12 protein-coding genes and 2 pseudogenes are annotated in these 17146 nt (G+C 72.2%); 5 read left to right on the forward strand and 9 right to left on the reverse strand.

Annotated features, from left to right (window positions below; all coding sequences use genetic code 11):
* Positions 1-59: 59 nt before the first annotated feature.
* Together ACOBQU_RS15335 and ACOBQU_RS15340 are read right to left on the reverse strand one after the other, a co-directional pair.
* Positions 60-2357: a serine/threonine-protein kinase gene (locus ACOBQU_RS15335; RefSeq protein WP_423627468.1), complete on the reverse strand. Its 2298-nt coding sequence runs from the start codon at positions 2355-2357 to the stop codon at positions 60-62.
* A 245-nt stretch (positions 2358-2602) separates the two neighbouring features.
* Positions 2603-4309: a glycerol-3-phosphate dehydrogenase/oxidase gene (locus ACOBQU_RS15340; RefSeq protein WP_423627470.1), complete on the reverse strand. Its 1707-nt coding sequence runs from the start codon at positions 4307-4309 to the stop codon at positions 2603-2605.
* 220 nt (positions 4310-4529) lie between these two features.
* Here ACOBQU_RS15340 and ACOBQU_RS15345 point away from each other — a divergent pair, with 220 nt between their 5' ends.
* Positions 4530-5783 (forward strand): nucleotide sugar dehydrogenase, encoded by a 1254-nt coding sequence (locus ACOBQU_RS15345; RefSeq protein WP_423627472.1) that lies wholly within the window; start codon positions 4530-4532, stop codon positions 5781-5783.
* Positions 5784-5886: 103 nt separating this feature from the next.
* A complete protein-coding gene (locus tag ACOBQU_RS15350; RefSeq protein WP_423627474.1) occupies positions 5887-6447 on the forward strand; it encodes a hypothetical protein in 561 nt (186 codons plus the stop codon).
* A gap of 105 nt (positions 6448-6552) precedes the next feature.
* Here the strand turns inward: ACOBQU_RS15350 and ACOBQU_RS15355 are convergent, their stop codons facing one another.
* The 4 genes from ACOBQU_RS15355 to ACOBQU_RS15370 form a co-directional block, all read right to left on the reverse strand.
* On the reverse strand, positions 6553-7677 hold the full coding sequence (locus tag ACOBQU_RS15355; RefSeq protein ID WP_423627476.1) for a GuaB3 family IMP dehydrogenase-related protein: 1125 nt from the start codon (positions 7675-7677) through the stop codon (positions 6553-6555).
* Between the two features lie 132 nt (positions 7678-7809).
* A complete protein-coding gene (guaB, locus tag ACOBQU_RS15360) occupies positions 7810-9318 on the reverse strand; it encodes an IMP dehydrogenase (protein ID WP_423627478.1) in 1509 nt (502 codons plus the stop codon).
* Positions 9319-9753: 435 nt separating this feature from the next.
* Positions 9754-10482: a sigma-70 family RNA polymerase sigma factor gene (locus ACOBQU_RS15365; RefSeq protein WP_423634513.1), complete on the reverse strand. Its 729-nt coding sequence runs from the start codon at positions 10480-10482 to the stop codon at positions 9754-9756.
* Between the two features lie 116 nt (positions 10483-10598).
* Positions 10599-11210, reverse strand: a complete 612-nt coding sequence (locus tag ACOBQU_RS15370) for a response regulator transcription factor (protein ID WP_003948568.1) — start codon at positions 11208-11210, stop codon at positions 10599-10601.
* Between the two features lie 516 nt (positions 11211-11726).
* On the opposite strand from ACOBQU_RS15370, the gene ACOBQU_RS15375 reads away from it, so the two are divergent.
* Complete coding sequence (locus ACOBQU_RS15375; RefSeq protein WP_423627479.1) at positions 11727-12041, forward strand: WhiB family transcriptional regulator; 315 nt, start codon at positions 11727-11729, stop codon at positions 12039-12041.
* Between the two features lie 79 nt (positions 12042-12120).
* On the opposite strand, the pseudogene ACOBQU_RS15380 reads toward ACOBQU_RS15375, so the two are convergent.
* Positions 12121-13016 (reverse strand): annotated as a pseudogene (locus ACOBQU_RS15380) (LysR family transcriptional regulator).
* Positions 13017-13096: 80 nt separating this feature from the next.
* On the opposite strand from ACOBQU_RS15380, the pseudogene ACOBQU_RS15385 reads away from it, so the two are divergent.
* Both ACOBQU_RS15385 and ACOBQU_RS15390 read left to right on the forward strand, forming a co-directional pair.
* Positions 13097-13764, forward strand: a pseudogene (locus ACOBQU_RS15385) (MOSC domain-containing protein).
* Positions 13765-13843: 79 nt separating this feature from the next.
* Entirely contained in the window at positions 13844-14629 is a 786-nt protein-coding gene (locus ACOBQU_RS15390; RefSeq protein WP_423627481.1) for an SDR family NAD(P)-dependent oxidoreductase, read from the forward strand.
* Positions 14630-14796: 167 nt separating this feature from the next.
* Here the strand turns inward: ACOBQU_RS15390 and groL are convergent, their stop codons facing one another.
* Both groL and groES read right to left on the reverse strand, forming a co-directional pair.
* Complete coding sequence (groL, locus tag ACOBQU_RS15395; RefSeq protein WP_423627483.1) at positions 14797-16425, reverse strand: chaperonin GroEL; 1629 nt, start codon at positions 16423-16425, stop codon at positions 14797-14799.
* A gap of 158 nt (positions 16426-16583) precedes the next feature.
* Complete coding sequence (groES, locus tag ACOBQU_RS15400; RefSeq protein WP_004955293.1) at positions 16584-16892, reverse strand: co-chaperone GroES; 309 nt, start codon at positions 16890-16892, stop codon at positions 16584-16586.
* Positions 16893-17146: the final 254 nt, after the last annotated feature.

The following is a 17146-nucleotide window of genomic DNA, read 5'->3' on the forward strand; positions in this document are numbered from 1 at the left end:
ATGCGAGATCTCACCGGTTCCCCCGGTCCCCCTGGTCGCTCCCGGCGCCGCCGCTCCGGTCACTTCTTCGGCTCGAAGGTCCGCGTGAACGTCCGCCAGGTGTCCCTGCGCTGGCCCTCGTGCCAGCCGTCCGCCTTCGCCGTGTACATCAATCCGTAGCCCAAGCCGCCGTTGACCACGAAGCCGCGGTCGATCGAGCGGTACTTCGTGCCGCCGTCCACGTAGGTGAACTCCCAGTCGGCGGTGAGCCAGCCGCGGAAGTCCACCTTCTCTATCCGGATGCGCTTGTACTGCGCCCGGCGCATGCCCAGCTCCTGGTTCTTCCAGTCCGCCACCGGGTTGTCCTTCGGCGTGCCGGTCCAGCCGATGAGCAGCTTCTGGCCGTTCGGGCCGGTGAAGCGGGCGCCCGCGCGGTCCGTCGTGCTGAACTTCCAGCCCTTGGGCAGCCCGATGGAGAAGCCCTGCGCGTGCTGGTACGTCGACTCGGCACCGTCGTCCTTGCCCCGGTCGCCCTTGCCCTTGTCACCGCCGATGGGCGCGCCCTGGCCGTCGTCCTTGCCGGAACCCTGGCCGTCGCCCTTCTCGCCCGGATCCCCGCCCTCTCCGGAGTCCTTGCCCTTGTCGGCCTTGTCTCCCTTGTCTCCCTGGTCGTCCTTGCCGCCGCCCTTGTCCCCGTCGCCGCCCGCGGTCGCGCCGCTGGAGGAGGACTTGTCCTGGCCCTCCTTGCCGCTCTTGCCGCCGCCCTCGTCGCCGCTCAGCGCGAACGCGAGCACCGTGCCGAGCACGGCCAGGACGACGACCACCGCGATGATCACGAGGGTGCGCCGGGGCACGACGTCCGTGAGCGGCGCCCTCGGCGGCGGGGCGGGCGGCCCCGAAGGCCCGAACGAACCCGTCGAGCCCGTCGAACCCGCCGAACCCGTCGGACCCGCTGGCCCCGACGGACCCGCAGTCCCCGGCGGGGTGCCCGGCTGCGCGGGGATGTGCGGGGCGCGGGCAGCCGCCGCGGCGGTGGCCACGGGCGGCGCGGGCGGCACAGGCGGCGTCACCGGCGCGCCCGCCAGGCCCGAGGCGCCCGCGGCCGAGCCGGTCCCGGCAGCGGCGGCCCCGTCGGCCTTCGGGGCGGCCCTGCCCGCGGCACCGGACACGCCGGTGCCGGACGCCGCCGCGCCGCCCGCCGTACCGGTGGCCGGGCCCGAGGAGGTGATGGAACCGGACGTCAGGGCACCGCTGCCGCCGACGGACGCGGAACCCGCGGCGCTCGCCGCCGCGCCACCCCCGACCGCACCGGCGCCCGCACCCGCGCCCGCGCCCCGAGAAGCCGTACCCGCCTTCTTGCGCACCGAGCGGAACGCGCCCTTGAGCCGCTCCGCCGCCTCCTCGCCCTTGCGGCCCTCGGTCTTGCGGCCGCCGGACGGACCCGCCTGCGGGGGCACCGGCGGCAGCGGCACGACCTTCGTCGCCTCCGCGGGCTCCTCGTGCCCCTGGTCGTCCGGCAGGTCCGGGGCGTTGACGACGTCCAGGAGCAGGGCGCGCGCGCCCGCCTCGTCGAGGCGCTGCTCGGGGTCCTTGGCGAGCAGGCCGTAGATGACCTTCTCCAGCAACGGGCCCGCGTTCTCCGGCGGGTCGACCGCCTCGGTCATCACCGCCGTGAGCGTCGCGATGGCCGAGCCCTTGTCGTACGGGGGCACGCCCTCCACGGCCGCGTACAGCAGGCCGCCGAGCGACCACAGGTCGGCCGCGGGGCCCGGCTTGTGGCCGCGGGCCCGCTCCGGCGAGATGTACGACGGGGCGCCGACGAGCATGCCCGTCGACGTGATCGACGGGTCGCCCTCGACCTGCGCGATGCCGAAGTCCGTGAGGACGACGCGGCCGTCCTCGGCGATGAGCACGTTCGACGGCTTCACGTCGCGGTGCAGGATGCCCTCGCGGTGCGCCGAGCGCAGCACGTCGAGCACGGCGAGACCGACCTCGGCCGCGCGGCGCGGCGTGAGCAGCCCGTCCTCGCGGACGGCCTCGGCGAGGGACTTGCCCTCGACCAGCTCCATCACGATCCAGGGGCGGTCGTCCTCGTCGACCACGTCATAGACCGTCACCGCGCCCGTGTTGCGGATGCGCGCGATCGCCTTGGCCTCGCGCAGGGTGCGCGTGATCAGGCGCCGCTTCTCCTCCTCGTCGATGCTCGACGGGAAGCGCAGCTCCTTCACCGCGACCGTGCGCCCGAGGGTCTCGTCCTTGGCGCGCCAGACCGTGCCCATGCCGCCCCGGCCGAGCACGTCACCGAGTCGGTAGCGGCCCGCTAGGAGACGCGCGCTCTGTTCCTGACGAGCCCCGCCCGTCTGCTCCGCCTCCGACATGCGTCCCCTCAACTACCCGCACAACCCGCCCTGACAGAGCCCCCATTGTCCCTCACCCGGGGACCGGCCGACGCCGCGGGTCCGAACTCCCCCATCAGGGACATCCCGGCCGCGCCAAGCCCGGCGCACCACCCCAAACCCCCCTGGCCATACCCCCTTTGCTCACCCTCCTCGGCCCAAAACCGCCCGATCCCGGCGTGTCCCTCCTTGACAGCGACCCGCCGGGACCACTAAAGGCACCCCCGCTACAGCGGCACGATGTCCGGCGCCCCGAGGCGGGCCGCGTCCGCCGTCAGGTCGTCCGGCTGGCGCTGCGACTCGCGCTCGGCCTCCACCCGCTTCTCGTAGTGCTGGACCTCGCGCTCGATCTGGTCCTCGTCCCAGCCGAGCACCGGCGCCATCAGCTCCGCGCACTCCCGGGCGCTGCGCGTGCCCCGGTCGAAGGTCTCGATGGAGATGCGGGTGCGCCGCGTGAGCACGTCGTCCAAGTGGCGGGCGCCCTCGTGGGACGCGGCGTAGACCACCTCGGCGCGCAGGTAGTCGTCGGCCGCGCCCAGCGGGGCGGCGAGGGAGGCGTCGGCCTCGATCAGCGCCAGGACCTCCTCGGCCAGCGAGCCGTACCGGTTCAACAGGTGCTCCACGCGCACCACATGGAGGCCCGTGCGCGCGGCGATGCCCGCGCGGGCGTTCCACAGCGCCCGGTACCCCTCGGCGCCGACCAGGGGGATGTCCTCCGTGACGCAGTCGGCGACGCGCTGGTCCAGGCCGTGCACCGCCTCGTCCACGGCGTCCTTGGCCATCACCCGGTACGTCGTGTACTTGCCGCCCGCGATGACGACCAGGCCGGGCGCGGGGTGCGCGACCGTGTGCTCGCGGGAGAGCTTGCTGGTGGCGTCCGACTCCCCGGCGAGCAGCGGCCTGAGGCCCGCGTACACCCCCTGGACGTCGTCGCGCGAGAGCGGCACCGCGAGGACCGAGTTCACATGCTCCAGGAGGTAGTCGATGTCCGCGCTGGAGGCCGCCGGGTGGGCCTTGTCCAGGTCCCAGTCGGTGTCGGTGGTGCCGACGATCCAGTGCCTGCCCCAGGGGATGACGAACAGGACGCTCTTCTCCGTGCGCAGGATCAGGCCCGTGGTCGAGTTGATCCGGTCCTTCGGCACGACCAGGTGGATGCCCTTGGAGGCGCGGACGTGGAACTGGCCGCGCTCGCCGACCATCGCCTGCGTGTCGTCCGTCCACACGCCCGTGGCGTTCACGATCTGCTTCGCGCGGATCTCGTACTCCCCGCCCGCCTCGACGTCCTGGACGCGGGCGCCGACGACCCGCTCGCCCTCGCGCAGGAAGCCGGTCACCCGGGCGCGGTTGGCGACCGTCGCCCCGTACGCGGCGGCCGTGCGGACCAGGGTGGCGACATAGCGGGCGTCGTCCATCTGCGCGTCGTAGTACTGCAAGGCGCCGACCAGGGCGTCCTTCTTCAGGCAGGGCGCCACGCGCAGGGCGTGACGGCGGGTCAGGTGGCGGTGCACCGGCAGGCCCCGGCCGTGGCCCCGGGCCATCGACATCGCGTCGTAGAGCGCGACGCCCGAGCCCGCGTACACCCGCTCCCAGGCCTTGTGCTGCAACGGGTAGAGGAAGGGCACCGGCTTCACCAGGTGCGGGGCGAGGCGCTCCAGGAGCAGGCCGCGCTCCTTCAGGGCCTCCCGGACCAGGGCGAAGTCCAGCATCTCCAGATAGCGCAGGCCGCCGTGGATGAGCTTGCTGGAGCGGCTCGACGTGCCCGACGCCCAGTCCCTGGCCTCGACCAGGCCGGTGGACAGGCCGCGCGTGACCGCGTCGAGCGCCGTGCCCGCGCCGACCACGCCGCCGCCCACGACGAGAATGTCCAGCTCGCGCTCGGCCATGGCCGCCAGTGCCGCGGCGCGCTCCGCCGGGCCCAGAGTCGCTGTCCTCACCGCTGCCTCCCGTCGTCGGGTGTGGTCGCGCTCACATCATGCCCAGATTCTTGTCCCGCGCGCTGACTTCAGCCACCGCCTGTGGACAACACTCCGACGCCCAGCGGAGTCCAATACCGCAAATCGGTCATATTTACTCCTAGTCTGACATTGCGCTGCCCCATCTTGTCCACAGGGCTTGCGCCATCGTCCCGCTCCGGCTACAGGGAAGGACGGCTCCATGCCCGCAGACCTCGCCGTCATCGGCCTCGGCCACCTCGGCCTGCCCCTCGCGCAGGCCGCCACCGCAGGCTCCATCGCCACCATCGGCTACGACCCCGGCCGCGCCCCCGAGCTGGCGAGCGGCCGCCTTCCCGCCGACGGCGCCGACGGCGCCCTCACCGCCGCCGACGTCCGCCGGATGCTCTCCGGCGGCTTCCGGCCGACCACCGACCCCGCCGAGCTCGGCCGCGTCCGCACCGCCGTCATCTGCGCCCCCACTCCCCGGACGGCGGACCACACCCTGGACCTCGGCCCGGTCGCGGAGGCCGCCCGCGCCCTGGCCGCGCGCCTGCGCCCGCACACCACGGTCATCCTGGAGTCCCCCGCGTACCCGGGAACCACGGAGGAATTCCTGCGCCCCCTCCTGGAGGAGGGCTCGGGGCTCCGCGCCGGACGCGACTTCCACCTCGCCTACTCCCCGAGCCGCCTCGACCCCGGCAGCCGCACCCACGGCTACGCGACCACCCCCAAGGTCATCGGCGGCCTCACCCCCGCCTGCACCGAGTCCGCCGCCGCCTTCTACGGCCGCCTCACCGACAAGGTCGTCCGCGCCCGCGGCCCCCGGGAGGCCGAGACCGTGCACCTCCTGGAGACCAACTACCGGCACGTGAACATGGCCCTGGTCAACGAGATGGCCGTGCTCTGCCACGACCTCGGCATCGACCTGTGGGACGTCATCCGCTGCGCCGAGACCAAGCCCTTCGGCTTCCACGCCTTCCGCCCCGGCCCCGGCGTCGGCGGCCACGGCGCCCCCCTCGACGTACCGAGCCCGTCCCGCGGCGCCCGCCCCCTGCGCATGGTGGAACTCGCGCAGGAGGTCAACGACCGCATGCCCCGCTATGTGATCCAGCGGGCCGCGACCCTGCTCAACGAGCACGGCAAGTCCGCGCGCGGCGCCCGCGTGCTGCTCCTCGGCGTCACCTACAAGCCCGACGTCGCCGACCAGCAGGGCGCCCCCGCCCAGGAGATCGCCGTCCGCCTGATGGAGCTGGGCGCCGCCGTCAGCTACCACGACCCGTACATCGCGCACTGGAACGTTCTCGGCCACCCGGTGCCCCGCGCGGACAGCCTCTACGAAGCGGCGGCCGACGCCGACCTCACGATCCTGCTCCAGCACCACCGCACCTACGACCTCCAGGGCCTGGCCGTGAAGGCCCAACTGCTGCTCGACACCCGGGGCGCCACCCCCGCCGGGGCGGCCCACCGCCTCTGACCGCCTCCCCAACCCCCTGGGACCCGTCCGTCACTGCTGCTACCGTGCGGATCCAGCCATTTACCGCACACCAGTGCGCTCTTATGTCCCAGGGGGAATCCAGATGACGCAGCCCACGCCTCCAGGCCAGCCGTACGGCCATCCGCACCAGCAGCAGCCGTACGGCCAGCCGGGTTACGGCTACCCGCAGCAGCAGCCGTACGCCCCCTTCCCGCCGCAGCAGCACGGCGGCTTCCCGGTGCCGCCGCCCGCTCCGGCGCGCCGGGACAACGTGGGCCTGGGCATCGTGGCCGCCTTCGGTGCCGCCGTCGTCGCCGCCGGTGTCTACGGGGCGGTGATCGGCGCCACGGAGCACGAGATCGGCTGGGCCGCGATCGGCGTCGGCTTCCTGGTGGGCCTGGCCGCGGGCAAGGCGGGCGGCCACAACCCGGCGCTCGCGGTGATCGCCGCCGCGCTGTCGCTCGGCGCCGTCTACATGGGCCAGCTCGTCGGCGGTGCCATGGTCGCCGCGGACAAGCTCAACATCAGCTTCAAGACGCTGTTCATCGACCACTTCGACCTGGTCCAGGAAGGGTGGAAGGAGGACGCGGACGCGATGACGTTCGTGTTCTTCATCGTCGCCGCGGTGGCCGCCTTCGGCGGCGCGCAGCGCGCGGCGCGCTAGCCGGACACACGAAGGGGCCCGGACCGCCACCAGGCGGCCCGGGCCCCTTCGTACCTGCTCAGGTCGTACCTGCTCAGGTCGTACCTGCTCAGGCCCAGTGCGACGTCACCGCTTGTGCTGCGAGTCCGCCACCGTCACCTCGACCCGCTGGAACTCCTTCAGCTCGCTGTAGCCGGTCGTGGCCATCGCGCGGCGCAGGGCGCCGAAGAAGTTCATCGAGCCGTCCGGGATGTGCGACGGGCCGGTGAGGATCTCCTCCGTGGTGCCGACCGTGCCCAGGTCGACCTTCTTGCCGCGCGGCACGTCCTCGTGGACGGCCTCCATGCCCCAGTGGTGGCCCTTGCCGGGCGCGTCCGTGGCGCGCGCCAGCGGGGAGCCCATCATCACGGCGTCCGCGCCGCAGGCGATGGCCTTCGGCAGGTCGCCCGACCAGCCCACGCCGCCGTCGGCGATCACGTGGACGTAGCGGCCGCCGGACTCGTCCATGTAGTCGCGGCGGGCGGCGGCGACGTCGGCGACGGCGGTGGCCATGGGCACCTGGATGCCGAGGACGTTGCGCGTGGTGTGCGCGGCGCCGCCGCCGAAGCCGACGAGGACACCGGCCGCGCCGGTGCGCATCAGGTGCAGCGCGGCCGTGTACGTGGCGCAGCCGCCGACGATGACCGGGACGTCCAGCTCGTAGATGAACTGCTTCAGGTTCAGCGGCTCGGCGGCACCGGAGACGTGCTCGGCCGACACCGTCGTACCGCGGATCACGAAGATGTCCACGCCCGCGTCCACGACGGCCTTGGAGAACTGCGCGGTGCGCTGCGGGGAGAGCGCGGCGGCGGTGACGACGCCGGAGTCGCGCACCTCCTTGATGCGCTGCCCGATCAGCTCCTCCTTGATGGGCGCGGCGTAGATCTCCTGGAGGCGGCGGGTGGCGGCCTCGGCGGGCAGCTCCGCGATCTCGTCGAGCAGCGGCTGCGGGTCCTCGTACCGCGTCCAGAGGCCCTCCAGGTTCAGCACGCCGAGGCCGCCCAGCTCGCCGATGCGGATGGCGGTCGCGGGCGACACCACGGAGTCCATGGGCGCCGCGAGGAAGGGCAGCTCGAAGCGGTAGGCGTCGATCTGCCAGGCGATCGAGACCTCCTTCGGGTCGCGGGTGCGCCGACTCGGTACGACGGCGATGTCGTCGAAGGCGTACGCCCGGCGGCCGCGCTTGCCGCGCCCGATCTCGATCTCAGTCACGTGTGTGGCCCTTCAGCTTTCCTACGGCACTACGGCTCTCCTGTGCCGTTCCAGTATCCCCGACACGCGCGCGTGGGGGCGGCCCCGGGATGCCCGGGCCGCCCCCACGCACGTGCGCGTGCCGTCCGCCGACTACTTCTTGCTGCTGTAGTTCGGCGCCTCGACGGTCATCTGGATGTCGTGCGGGTGGCTCTCCTTGAGGCCCGCCGACGTGATCCGCACGAAGCGGCCGCCCGCCTGGAGCGCGGGCACCGTCTTGCCGCCGACGTAGAACATCGACTGGCGCAGACCGCCCACGAGCTGGTGCACGACCGCCGACAGCGGACCGCGGTAGGGCACCTGGCCCTCGATGCCCTCGGGCACCAGCTTCTCGTCGGAGGCCACGCCCTCCTGGAAGTACCGGTCCTTGGAGAAGGAGCGCTGGTCGCCGCGGGACTGCATGGCGCCGAGCGAGCCCATGCCGCGGTACGACTTGAACTGCTTGCCGTTGATGAAGAGCAGCTCGCCCGGGGACTCCTCGCAGCCCGCGAGCAGCGAGCCCAGCATCACCGTGTCGGCGCCCGCGACCAGGGCCTTCGCGATGTCGCCCGAGTACTGCAGGCCGCCGTCGCCGATGACCGGGACCCCGGCCTCCTTGGCGGCGAGCGACGCCTCGTAGATGGCCGTCACCTGCGGTACGCCGATACCGGCGACGACGCGGGTGGTGCAGATGGAGCCGGGGCCGACGCCGACCTTGATGCCGTCGACACCGGCGTCGATGAGGGCCTGCGCGCCGTCGCGGGTGGCGATGTTGCCGCCGATGACGTCGACGCCGGACGCGTTCGACTTGATCTTGGCGACCATGTCGCCGACCAGGCGGGAGTGGCCGTGCGCGGTGTCTACGACGATGAAGTCGACGCCCGCCTCGATCAGCGCCTGCGCGCGGTCGAAGGCGTCCCCGGCGACGCCGACGGCGGCGCCGACGATGAGGCGGCCCTCGGCGTCCTTGGCCGCGTTCGGGTACTGCTCGGCCTTCACGAAGTCCTTGACCGTGATCAGGCCCTTGAGGACGCCGTCGTCGTCGACCAGCGGCAGCTTCTCGATCTTGTGGCGGCGCAGCAGCTCCATGGCGTCCACGCCGGAGATGCCGACCTTGCCGGTGACCAGCGGCATCGGCGTCATGACCTCGCGCACCTGGCGCGAGCGGTCGCTCTCGAAGGCCATGTCGCGGTTGGTGACGATGCCGAGCAGCTTGCCCGCCGGGTCGGTGACCGGGACGCCGCTGATGCGGAACTTGGCGCAGATCGCGTCGGCCTCGGCGAGCGTGGCGTCCGGGTGCACCGTGATCGGGTCGGTGACCATGCCGGACTCGGAGCGCTTCACCAGGTCGACCTGGTTGGCCTGGTCGGCGATCGACAGGTTGCGGTGCAGCACGCCGACGCCGCCCTGGCGGGCCATGGCGATGGCCATCCGGGACTCGGTGACCTTGTCCATCGCCGCGGAGAGCAGCGGGATGTTCACCTTCACGTTCTTCGAGACGTACGAAGAGGTGTCGATCTCGTCGGGCGCCATGTCCGACGCGCCCGGGAGCAGCAGCACGTCGTCGTAGGTCAGCCCGAGTGTCGCGAATTTCTCGGGCACTCCGTCGACGTTGGCAGTCATGACACCTTCCCCAAATGGCCTTGATCGGTGCGGATGTCCATGCTAACGGGAACCATGGCTCTCTCATTCCACGATGCCGGGTGCCCCGGGGCTTCGTACGTTCCCACAGGCCCCCCCGGCGGGGTCCGGCGGCCGTCTCTCCCCCACCCACCCGCCCTCCATTGGCGCTCCGCGCCTCGTCCTCAAACGCCGGACAGGCTGAAACCCCCCGCACCCGGCACCTGAGAGCAAGCCCACAGCGCGACCATCGAGCCCGCTCAGCGCCTGAGGACAAGCGCGCAGCGCAACGACCTAGCCCGTCCGGCGTTTGAGGACGAGCGCGCAGCGCGACAATCCAGCCCGTCCGGCGCTTGAGGACGAGGCGCGCAGCGCCAATGGAGGGCGGGGTGCCAGGGGCGGCAGCACCTGGTTCGGGAAGGGGCGGGGTGGGGAGAACTACTGCTCAGCCAGCGCACGCAGACGGCTGAGGGCCCGATGCTGGGCCACCCGCACCGCCCCGGGCGACATCCCGAGCATCTGCCCGGTCTCCTCCGCGGTCAGCCCCACGGCAACCCGCAGCAGCAGCAGCTCCCGCTGGTTCTCCGGCAGATTGGCGAGCAGCTTCTTGGCCCACTCGGCGTCACTGCTGAGCAGCGCCCGCTCCTCGGGCCCGAGCGAGTCGTCGGGCCGCTCCGGCATCTCGTCGGACGGCACGGCGGTGGAACCGGGGTGCCGCATCGCGGCGCGCTGCAGGTCGGCGACCTTGTGCGCGGCGATGGCGAAGACGAAGGCCTCGAAGGGCCGCCCGGTGTCCCGGTACCGCGGCAGCGCGAGCAGGACGGCGACGCACACTTCCTGCGCGAGGTCCTCCACGAAGTGCCGCGCGTCCCCCGGGAGCCGGGAGAGCCGGGTGCGGCAGTACCGCAGCGCGAGGGGGTGGACGTGCGCCAGCAGGTCGTGCGTGGCCTGCTCGTCGCCCTCCACCGCGCGAAGGACGAGGGCACCGATCACCGTCGTCTTGTCATCGCGCATCGGTCCATGGTGCCTTGACGCCGGTTGATCCGTGGCACCGCGTCCGTAGTTGTGCACCGAAGCGTTATGAGTGGGTGCGCCGAAACTCATCCCCCGCGCCCTCCCCTCCCGCTCGGCCGACTCGTCCCCAGGGAACTCCACACCTTCAAGGATGCGGCATCGGCGGCGAAGCGCCACAAGCCGCTCCCGAGCGGGGGTTCGCGGCGGGCGTCCGTGGCCCCGCCCGCCGCAGGGCGGGCGGGGATCTCCGTTCCCCCGCGAGTGGTCACTTAGCGGACCAGGCCCCAGCGGAAGCCGAGCGCCACCGCGTGCGCGCGGTCCGAGGCGCCGAGCTTCTTGAACAGGCGCCTGGCGTGCGTTTTCACCGTGTCTTCGGAGAGGAACAGCTCGCGTCCGATCTCCGCGTTGGACCGGCCGTGGCTCATGCCCTCCAGGACCTGGATCTCCCGCGCGGTGAGCGTGGGCGCGGCGCCCATCTCGGCCGAGCGGAGGCGGCGCGGGGCGAGCCGCCAGGTCGGGTCGGCGAGGGCCTGCGTGACGGTCGCGCGCAGCTCGGCGCGCGAGGCGTCCTTGTGCAGATAGCCCCGGGCACCGGCGGCGACCGCGAGGGCCACGCCGTCCAGGTCCTCGGCGACCGTGAGCATGATGATCCGCGCACCGGGGTCGGCGGAGAGCAGCCGCCGCACGGTCTCGACGCCGCCGAGACCCGGCATGCGTACGTCCATCAGGATCAGGTCCGAGCGGTCGGCGCCCCAGCGGCGGAGGACTTCCTCGCCGTTGGCCGCTGTCGTCACGCGCTCGACGCCGGGCACGGTCGCGACCGCGCGGCGCAGCGCCTCTCGGGCGAGCGGGGAGTCGTCGCAGACGAGGACGGATGTCATGGCCGTCCTCCGGGGCTGATGCGCGTCACCTTGAGCCTCCAGGCTGGTACAAGTCGTCACCTGAGCGGTTGACGCTCTCGGACATCTGCCCGAGCGCTTCTTGATTCAACCGCCTCCGCACTCTCAACGACGGTCACTCGAAAGAGTTACGGGTCAGACTGCCACCTTCGGCACTCTACGTGAGGGCTCGGACACGGCACAGGCGGCGCGGGCGCGGGCGCCCCCGAAGGCCCCTCCGAGGCCTCCTTCGAAGATCCCTATGCCCCATTTAGCGGCTTTTCTTCCCTTTTCGCGGTGTCTGTGGCTAGATTCGCAATGAGTCATATTTTCATCTCCTTACACAGGACATGTACGGTCAGGGGCGTCACTCCCCGGTGAGCGAGCGTCGCCCCGCGTGATCCGCGGCGCCCGTGTCACCTGTGACACCCGTGTCGCCCGCGTCATCCGTGGCACCCGTGCCATCGGCGCTCTCGGCCGTCACCAGGCCCCGTCACCACGGCAACCAGGAGACAAGCAATGGCAGATTTCTCCCGCCTTCCCGGACCGAACGCGGATCTGTGGGACTGGCAGCTCCTCGCGGCCTGCCGTGGGGTGGACAGCTCGCTCTTCTTCCACCCGGAGGGCGAGCGCGGCGCGGCGCGCAGCGCGCGCGAGAACTCGGCCAAGGAGGTCTGCATGCGGTGCCCGGTGCGCGCGGAGTGCGCGGCGCACGCGCTCGCGGTCCGCGAGCCGTACGGCGTGTGGGGCGGCCTCACCGAGGACGAGCGCGAGGAGCTGATGGGCCGCGCCCGCAACCGCCTGGTCACGACGGGCAGCGCGAGCACGACCTGACGGAGCGGTCAGGACCGGCGGCCCGCGACGTGAAGGAACGTTTCTGCGGGGCGGGCGCCCCGCCCTCAGCGCCCCGCCCTCAGCGCGTCGCCGCCCGCGCCAGGTGGTCGAGCGTCGCCGCGACCGCGGGCACCTGCGCCAGGTCCGGCAGCGTGAGCGCGACGATCTCGCGGCGCACCGCGGGCTCCACCGCGACCGCGCGGGCCCCCTTGGCCCGTACGGACTCCAGGGCGAGCCCCGGCAGGACCGCCACGCCGAGGCCCGCCCCGACCAGGCCGACCACCGCCGGGTAGTCGTCCGTGGCGAAGTCGATGCGCGGCTCGAAGCCCTCCCCCGGCAGACCTCGACGAGCTGGCGGCGGCAGCGCGGGCAGCCCGCGATCCACGACTCGTCGGCCAGCTCGCCGATGGCGACGGTGTCCGCCTTCGCCAGGCGGTGCCCCTCCGGTACGAGGCCGACGAGCCGGTCGGCGAGCAGGGGGCGTACGACGAGGTCGTCCCACTCCTCGGCGGCACCGGCGCCCTCGTACCGGAAGGCGAGCGCCACGTCGCAGTCGCCCGCGCGCAGCAGCTCCACCGAGCGCGGCGGCTCGGCCTCCTCCAGGGACACGCGCGTGCCGGGGTGGGCGGCGCGCAGGGCCGCGAGCGCGCCCGGCACGAGCGTGGAGGAGCCGCTGGGGAAGGAGACGAGCCGGACCCGGCCCGCGCGCAGGCCCGCGATCGCGGCCACCTCCTCCTCGGCGGCGGTGAGCCCGGCGAGGATGCCCGCGGCGTGCCGGACCAGGGCCTCGCCCGCCTGGGTGAGCCGCATCTCGCGGCCCGTGCGGATCAGCAGCGGCGTGCCCGCCGACGCTTCGAGGGCTTTCATCTGCTGGCTGACGGCAGGCTGGGTGCAGCCCAGCTCGCGGGCCGCCGCGGAGAAGGACCCGGTGGCGGCCACGGCGCGCAGCACACGGAGATGACGGGCCTCGATCATGACCCGAGCATAAGCGAACCTTGGGTGTGGCGCACAATATTGCGTAGCTACTTTGACCGCCGGCGGCCTAGTCTGACCGGATGAAGCTTCTCTCCGTGAACGTGGGCCGCCCCAAGGCCGTCGACTACACCAGCTCCCCGGGGGCGTCACCGGCATCGACAAGCAGCCGACGGACGGGCCCGTTCGGGTGACGGCCCCCGGCCCGAAGGGGACCGGCGGCAGCGGCCTCGCCGGAGACGCCGTCTGCGACCTGCGCAACCACGGTGGAAACGACCAGGCGGTGTACGCCTTCGCGCGCGAGGACCTCGACGAGTGGGCCGCGATCCTCGGCCGGGAGCTGCCCAACGGCGTCTTCGGCGAGAACCTGACCACGCTCGGCGTCGACCTGAACGGCGCGCGGATAGGCGAGCGCTGGCGCGTCGGGGCGGAGCTGCTGCTTGAGGTCAGCTCGTCGCGGATCCCCTGCCGCACCTTCCAGGGCCACCTGGGCGAGCCGAGCTGGATCCGGCGGTTCACCCAGAAGGCACTGCCCGGCGCCTATCTGCGGGTCCTGGAGCCGGGCGAGATCCGGGTGGGCGACGCCGTCGAGATCGCACACCGCCCCGACCACGACGTCACCGTCGCGCTCCACTTCCGGGCCACGACCCTGGAGCGGGAGCTGCTGCCCGGGCTGCTCGCGGCCGGGGACGCCCTGCATCCAGAGGCGCGGCGCCAGGCGCTCAAGTACGCGGAGCAGCACGGGAGTTGACGCCCCCTCACCCTGACAGAGGGTCGGCCGGGCCTGGCTGGTGGCGCGCCGGGCCCGCGCGCCTCACTAGCCTTGGCCCATGACTACGGCTCTCATCACGGGTACGACCGCGGGCATCGGCGCCGCCTTCGCGCGCCGCCTGGCCGCCGACGGGCACAACCTCGTCCTGGTGTCGCGCGACGCCGAGCGGATGCGGGAACAGGCCACCGAGCTGCACGACCGGCACCGCGTGGAGGTGGAGGTGCTGCCCGCGGACCTCGCCACGGACGACGGCATCGCCGCCGTCGAGGAGCGCCTCGGCCGCCGCAAGGACCCGGTCGACCTGCTGGTCAACAACGCCGGGTTCGGCCACAAGGGCAGCTACCTGGACGTCCCGATGGCCGACGAGCTGGCCATGCTGAAGGTGCACTGCGAGGCGGTGCTCCGGCTGACCTCGGCGGCGGCGGAGCCGATGCGGGAGCGCGGCCGCGGTGGCGTGGTGAACGTGGCGTCGGTCGCGGCGTTCGTGCCGCGCGGCACGTACGGGGCGTCCAAGGCGTGGGTGGTGCAGTTCACGCAGGGCGCGGCGAAGGACCTGGCGGGCTCGGGGGTGCGGCTGATGGCGCTGTGCCCCGGCTTCGTACGGACGGAGTTCCACCAGCGGGCCGGGATGGGCACGGACAACATCCCCAAGTGGATGTGGCTGGACGCGGACCGCGTGGTCGCGACGGCCCTGGCGGACCTGTCGCGCGGCAAGACCCTCTCGGTGCCGGACCCCCGCTACAAGGCGATCATGGGCGTGATGAAGCTGACGCCGCAGTCACTCCTCGGCGGAGTCTCCTCCCGCACGGGCCGCAAGTACGGCCCGAAGTACGGCGCGCGGTAGCGGGCGCGCCCCGAAGGGGCGCGGGGCTGTGTTCATGTGCGGCTCCGCCGCGTGGGCGCGAGGACGGACCCCGACCCGCACCCGGCAACGCACCCCAACCCGGCAGACGAGAAGCCGAAAAACCTGAGGCCCGGCACCGCAAGGGGTGCCGGGCCTCTGGTCAGGCCTCAGTGAGCGTGGCCATGCCCATGGCCGTGACCCGCCTCGGCCTCCTCCTCCGCGGGCTTCTCGACGACCAGGGTCTCGGTCGTGAGCAGCAGGGAGGCGATGGACGCGGCGTTCTCCAGGGCGGAGCGCGTGACCTTCACCGGGTCGATGACACCGGCCTTGACCAGGTCGACATACTCGCCGGTCGCGGCGTTGAAGCCGAAGCCCTTGTCCAGCTCCGCCACCTTCGAGGTGATGACGTAGCCCTCGAGGCCCGCGTTCTCGGCGATCCAGCGCAGCGGCTCGACGGCGGCGTTGCGCACGACGGCGACACCAGTGGCCTCGTCGCCGGTCTTGTCGAGGTTGCCCTCCAGGACCTTGACGGCGTGGACGAGCGCGGAGCCACCACCGGAGACGATGCCCTCCTCGACCGCGGCGCGGGTCGCGGAGATGGCGTCCTCCAGACGGTGCTTCTTCTCCTTCAGCTCCACCTCGGTGGCGGCGCCGACGCGGATGACGCACACGCCACCGGCCAGCTTCGCGAGGCGCTCCTGGAGCTTCTCGCGGTCCCAGTCGGAGTCCGTGGCCTCGATCTCGGCCTTGATCTGGGCGACGCGGCCCTCGACGTCGGCCGCGTTGCCGCCGCCGTCGACGATCGTGGTGTCGTCCTTGGTGATCGTCACGCGGCGGGCGGTGCCGAGCACGTCCAGGCCGACCTGGTCGAGCTTGAGGCCGACCTCCTCGGCGACGACGGTGCCGCCGGTGAGCGTGGCCATGTCGCCGAGCATCGCCTTGCGGCGGTCGCCGAAGCCGGGGGCCTTCACCGCGACGGCGTTGAACGTGCCGCGGATCTTGTTCACGACGAGGGTGGAGAGGGCCTCGCCCTCGACGTCCTCGGCGATGATCAGCAGCGGCTTCGAGGAACCGGCCTGGATGACCTTCTCAAGCAGCGGCAGCAGATCCTGGATGGAGGAGATCTTGCCCTGGTGGATGAGGATGTACGGGTCCTCCAGGACGGCCTCCATGCGCTCCTGGTCCGTCACGAAGTACGGCGACAGGTAGCCCTTGTCGAAGGCCATGCCCTCGGTGAAGTCCAGCTCAAGGCCGAAGGTGTTGGACTCCTCGACGGTGATGACACCGTCCTTGCCGACCTTGTCCATCGCCTCGGCGATCAGCTCGCCGACCTGGGTGTCCTGGGCGGAGAGCCCGGCCACGGCGGCGATGTCGGACTTGTCGTCGATCGGGCGCGCGGTGGCGAGCAGCTCGTCGGAGACGGCCTTGACCGCGGCGTCGATGCCCTTCTTCAGGGCGGCCGGGGAGGCACCCGCGGCGACGTTGCGCAGACCCTCCTTGACCAGGGCCTGGGCGAGCACGGTGGCGGTGGTGGTGCCGTCACCAGCGATGTCGTTGGTCTTGGTCGCCACCTCCTTCACCAGCTGGGCGCCGAGGTTCTCGTACGGGTCCTCGACCTCGACCTCGCGGGCGATGGTGACGCCGTCGTTGGTGATGGTGGGGGCGCCGAACTTCTTGTCGATGACGACGTTGCGGCCCTTGGGGCCGATCGTCACCTTGACCGTGTCGGCCAGCTTGTTGACGCCGCGCTCAAGGGCGCGACGGGCGTCCTCGTCGAACTTCAGGATCTTCGCCATGGCAGCGATTCAGCCCTCTCGGAAACTCATGGGTCCGGGGAACCCCGGGAAGGATGCGGCAACGGACCGCGCCCCTCGCCGCCCGGCAATCAGCGGGGTGACCAGGGGCGCGGCGCGAAGCAAATCTGCTGGATGAAGCAGGGGCGACTAGCGCTCGATCACTTCTCGATGATCGCGAGCACGTCGCGGGCGGAGAGCACCAGGTACTCGTCGCCGTTGTACTTCACCTCGGTGCCGCCGTACTTGCTGTAGAGCACGACGTCGCCGACCTTCACGTCGAGCGGCAGGCGCTCGCCGTTCTCGAAACGGCCCGGGCCCACGGCGAGGACGGCGCCCTCCTGGGGCTTCTCCTTCGCGGTGTCCGGGATGACCAGGCCAGAGGCCGTGGTCTGCTCGGCGTCCAGCGGCTGGACCACGATGCGGTCCTCGAGCGGCTTGATGGCAACCTTGGAGCTGGCGGTCGTCACGATCCGACCTCCCCCTTCGGAGATCTCGCGGGGTTAACTGATCTAGAGGTGGCGACCAGGTCGATCCGTCGTCGCGGGTGCCGGACCTGCCCGTCGCTTCTGGCACTCTCCATGCGGGAGTGCCAGGTGCGAGACTAGGACGGCGGTTAGCACTCGGTCAAGCGGAGTGCCAATCGACCGCCGTCGGCTCAGCGGGTTCCGGTGCCCGGCGCCGTGCGGGCGCCCTGTCGTGGGCAACGTTCCTCGTCGGGGGT

The sequence above is a fragment of the Streptomyces sp. G45 genome, from assembly GCF_049542095.1.
Classification (GTDB): domain Bacteria; phylum Actinomycetota; class Actinomycetes; order Streptomycetales; family Streptomycetaceae; genus Streptomyces.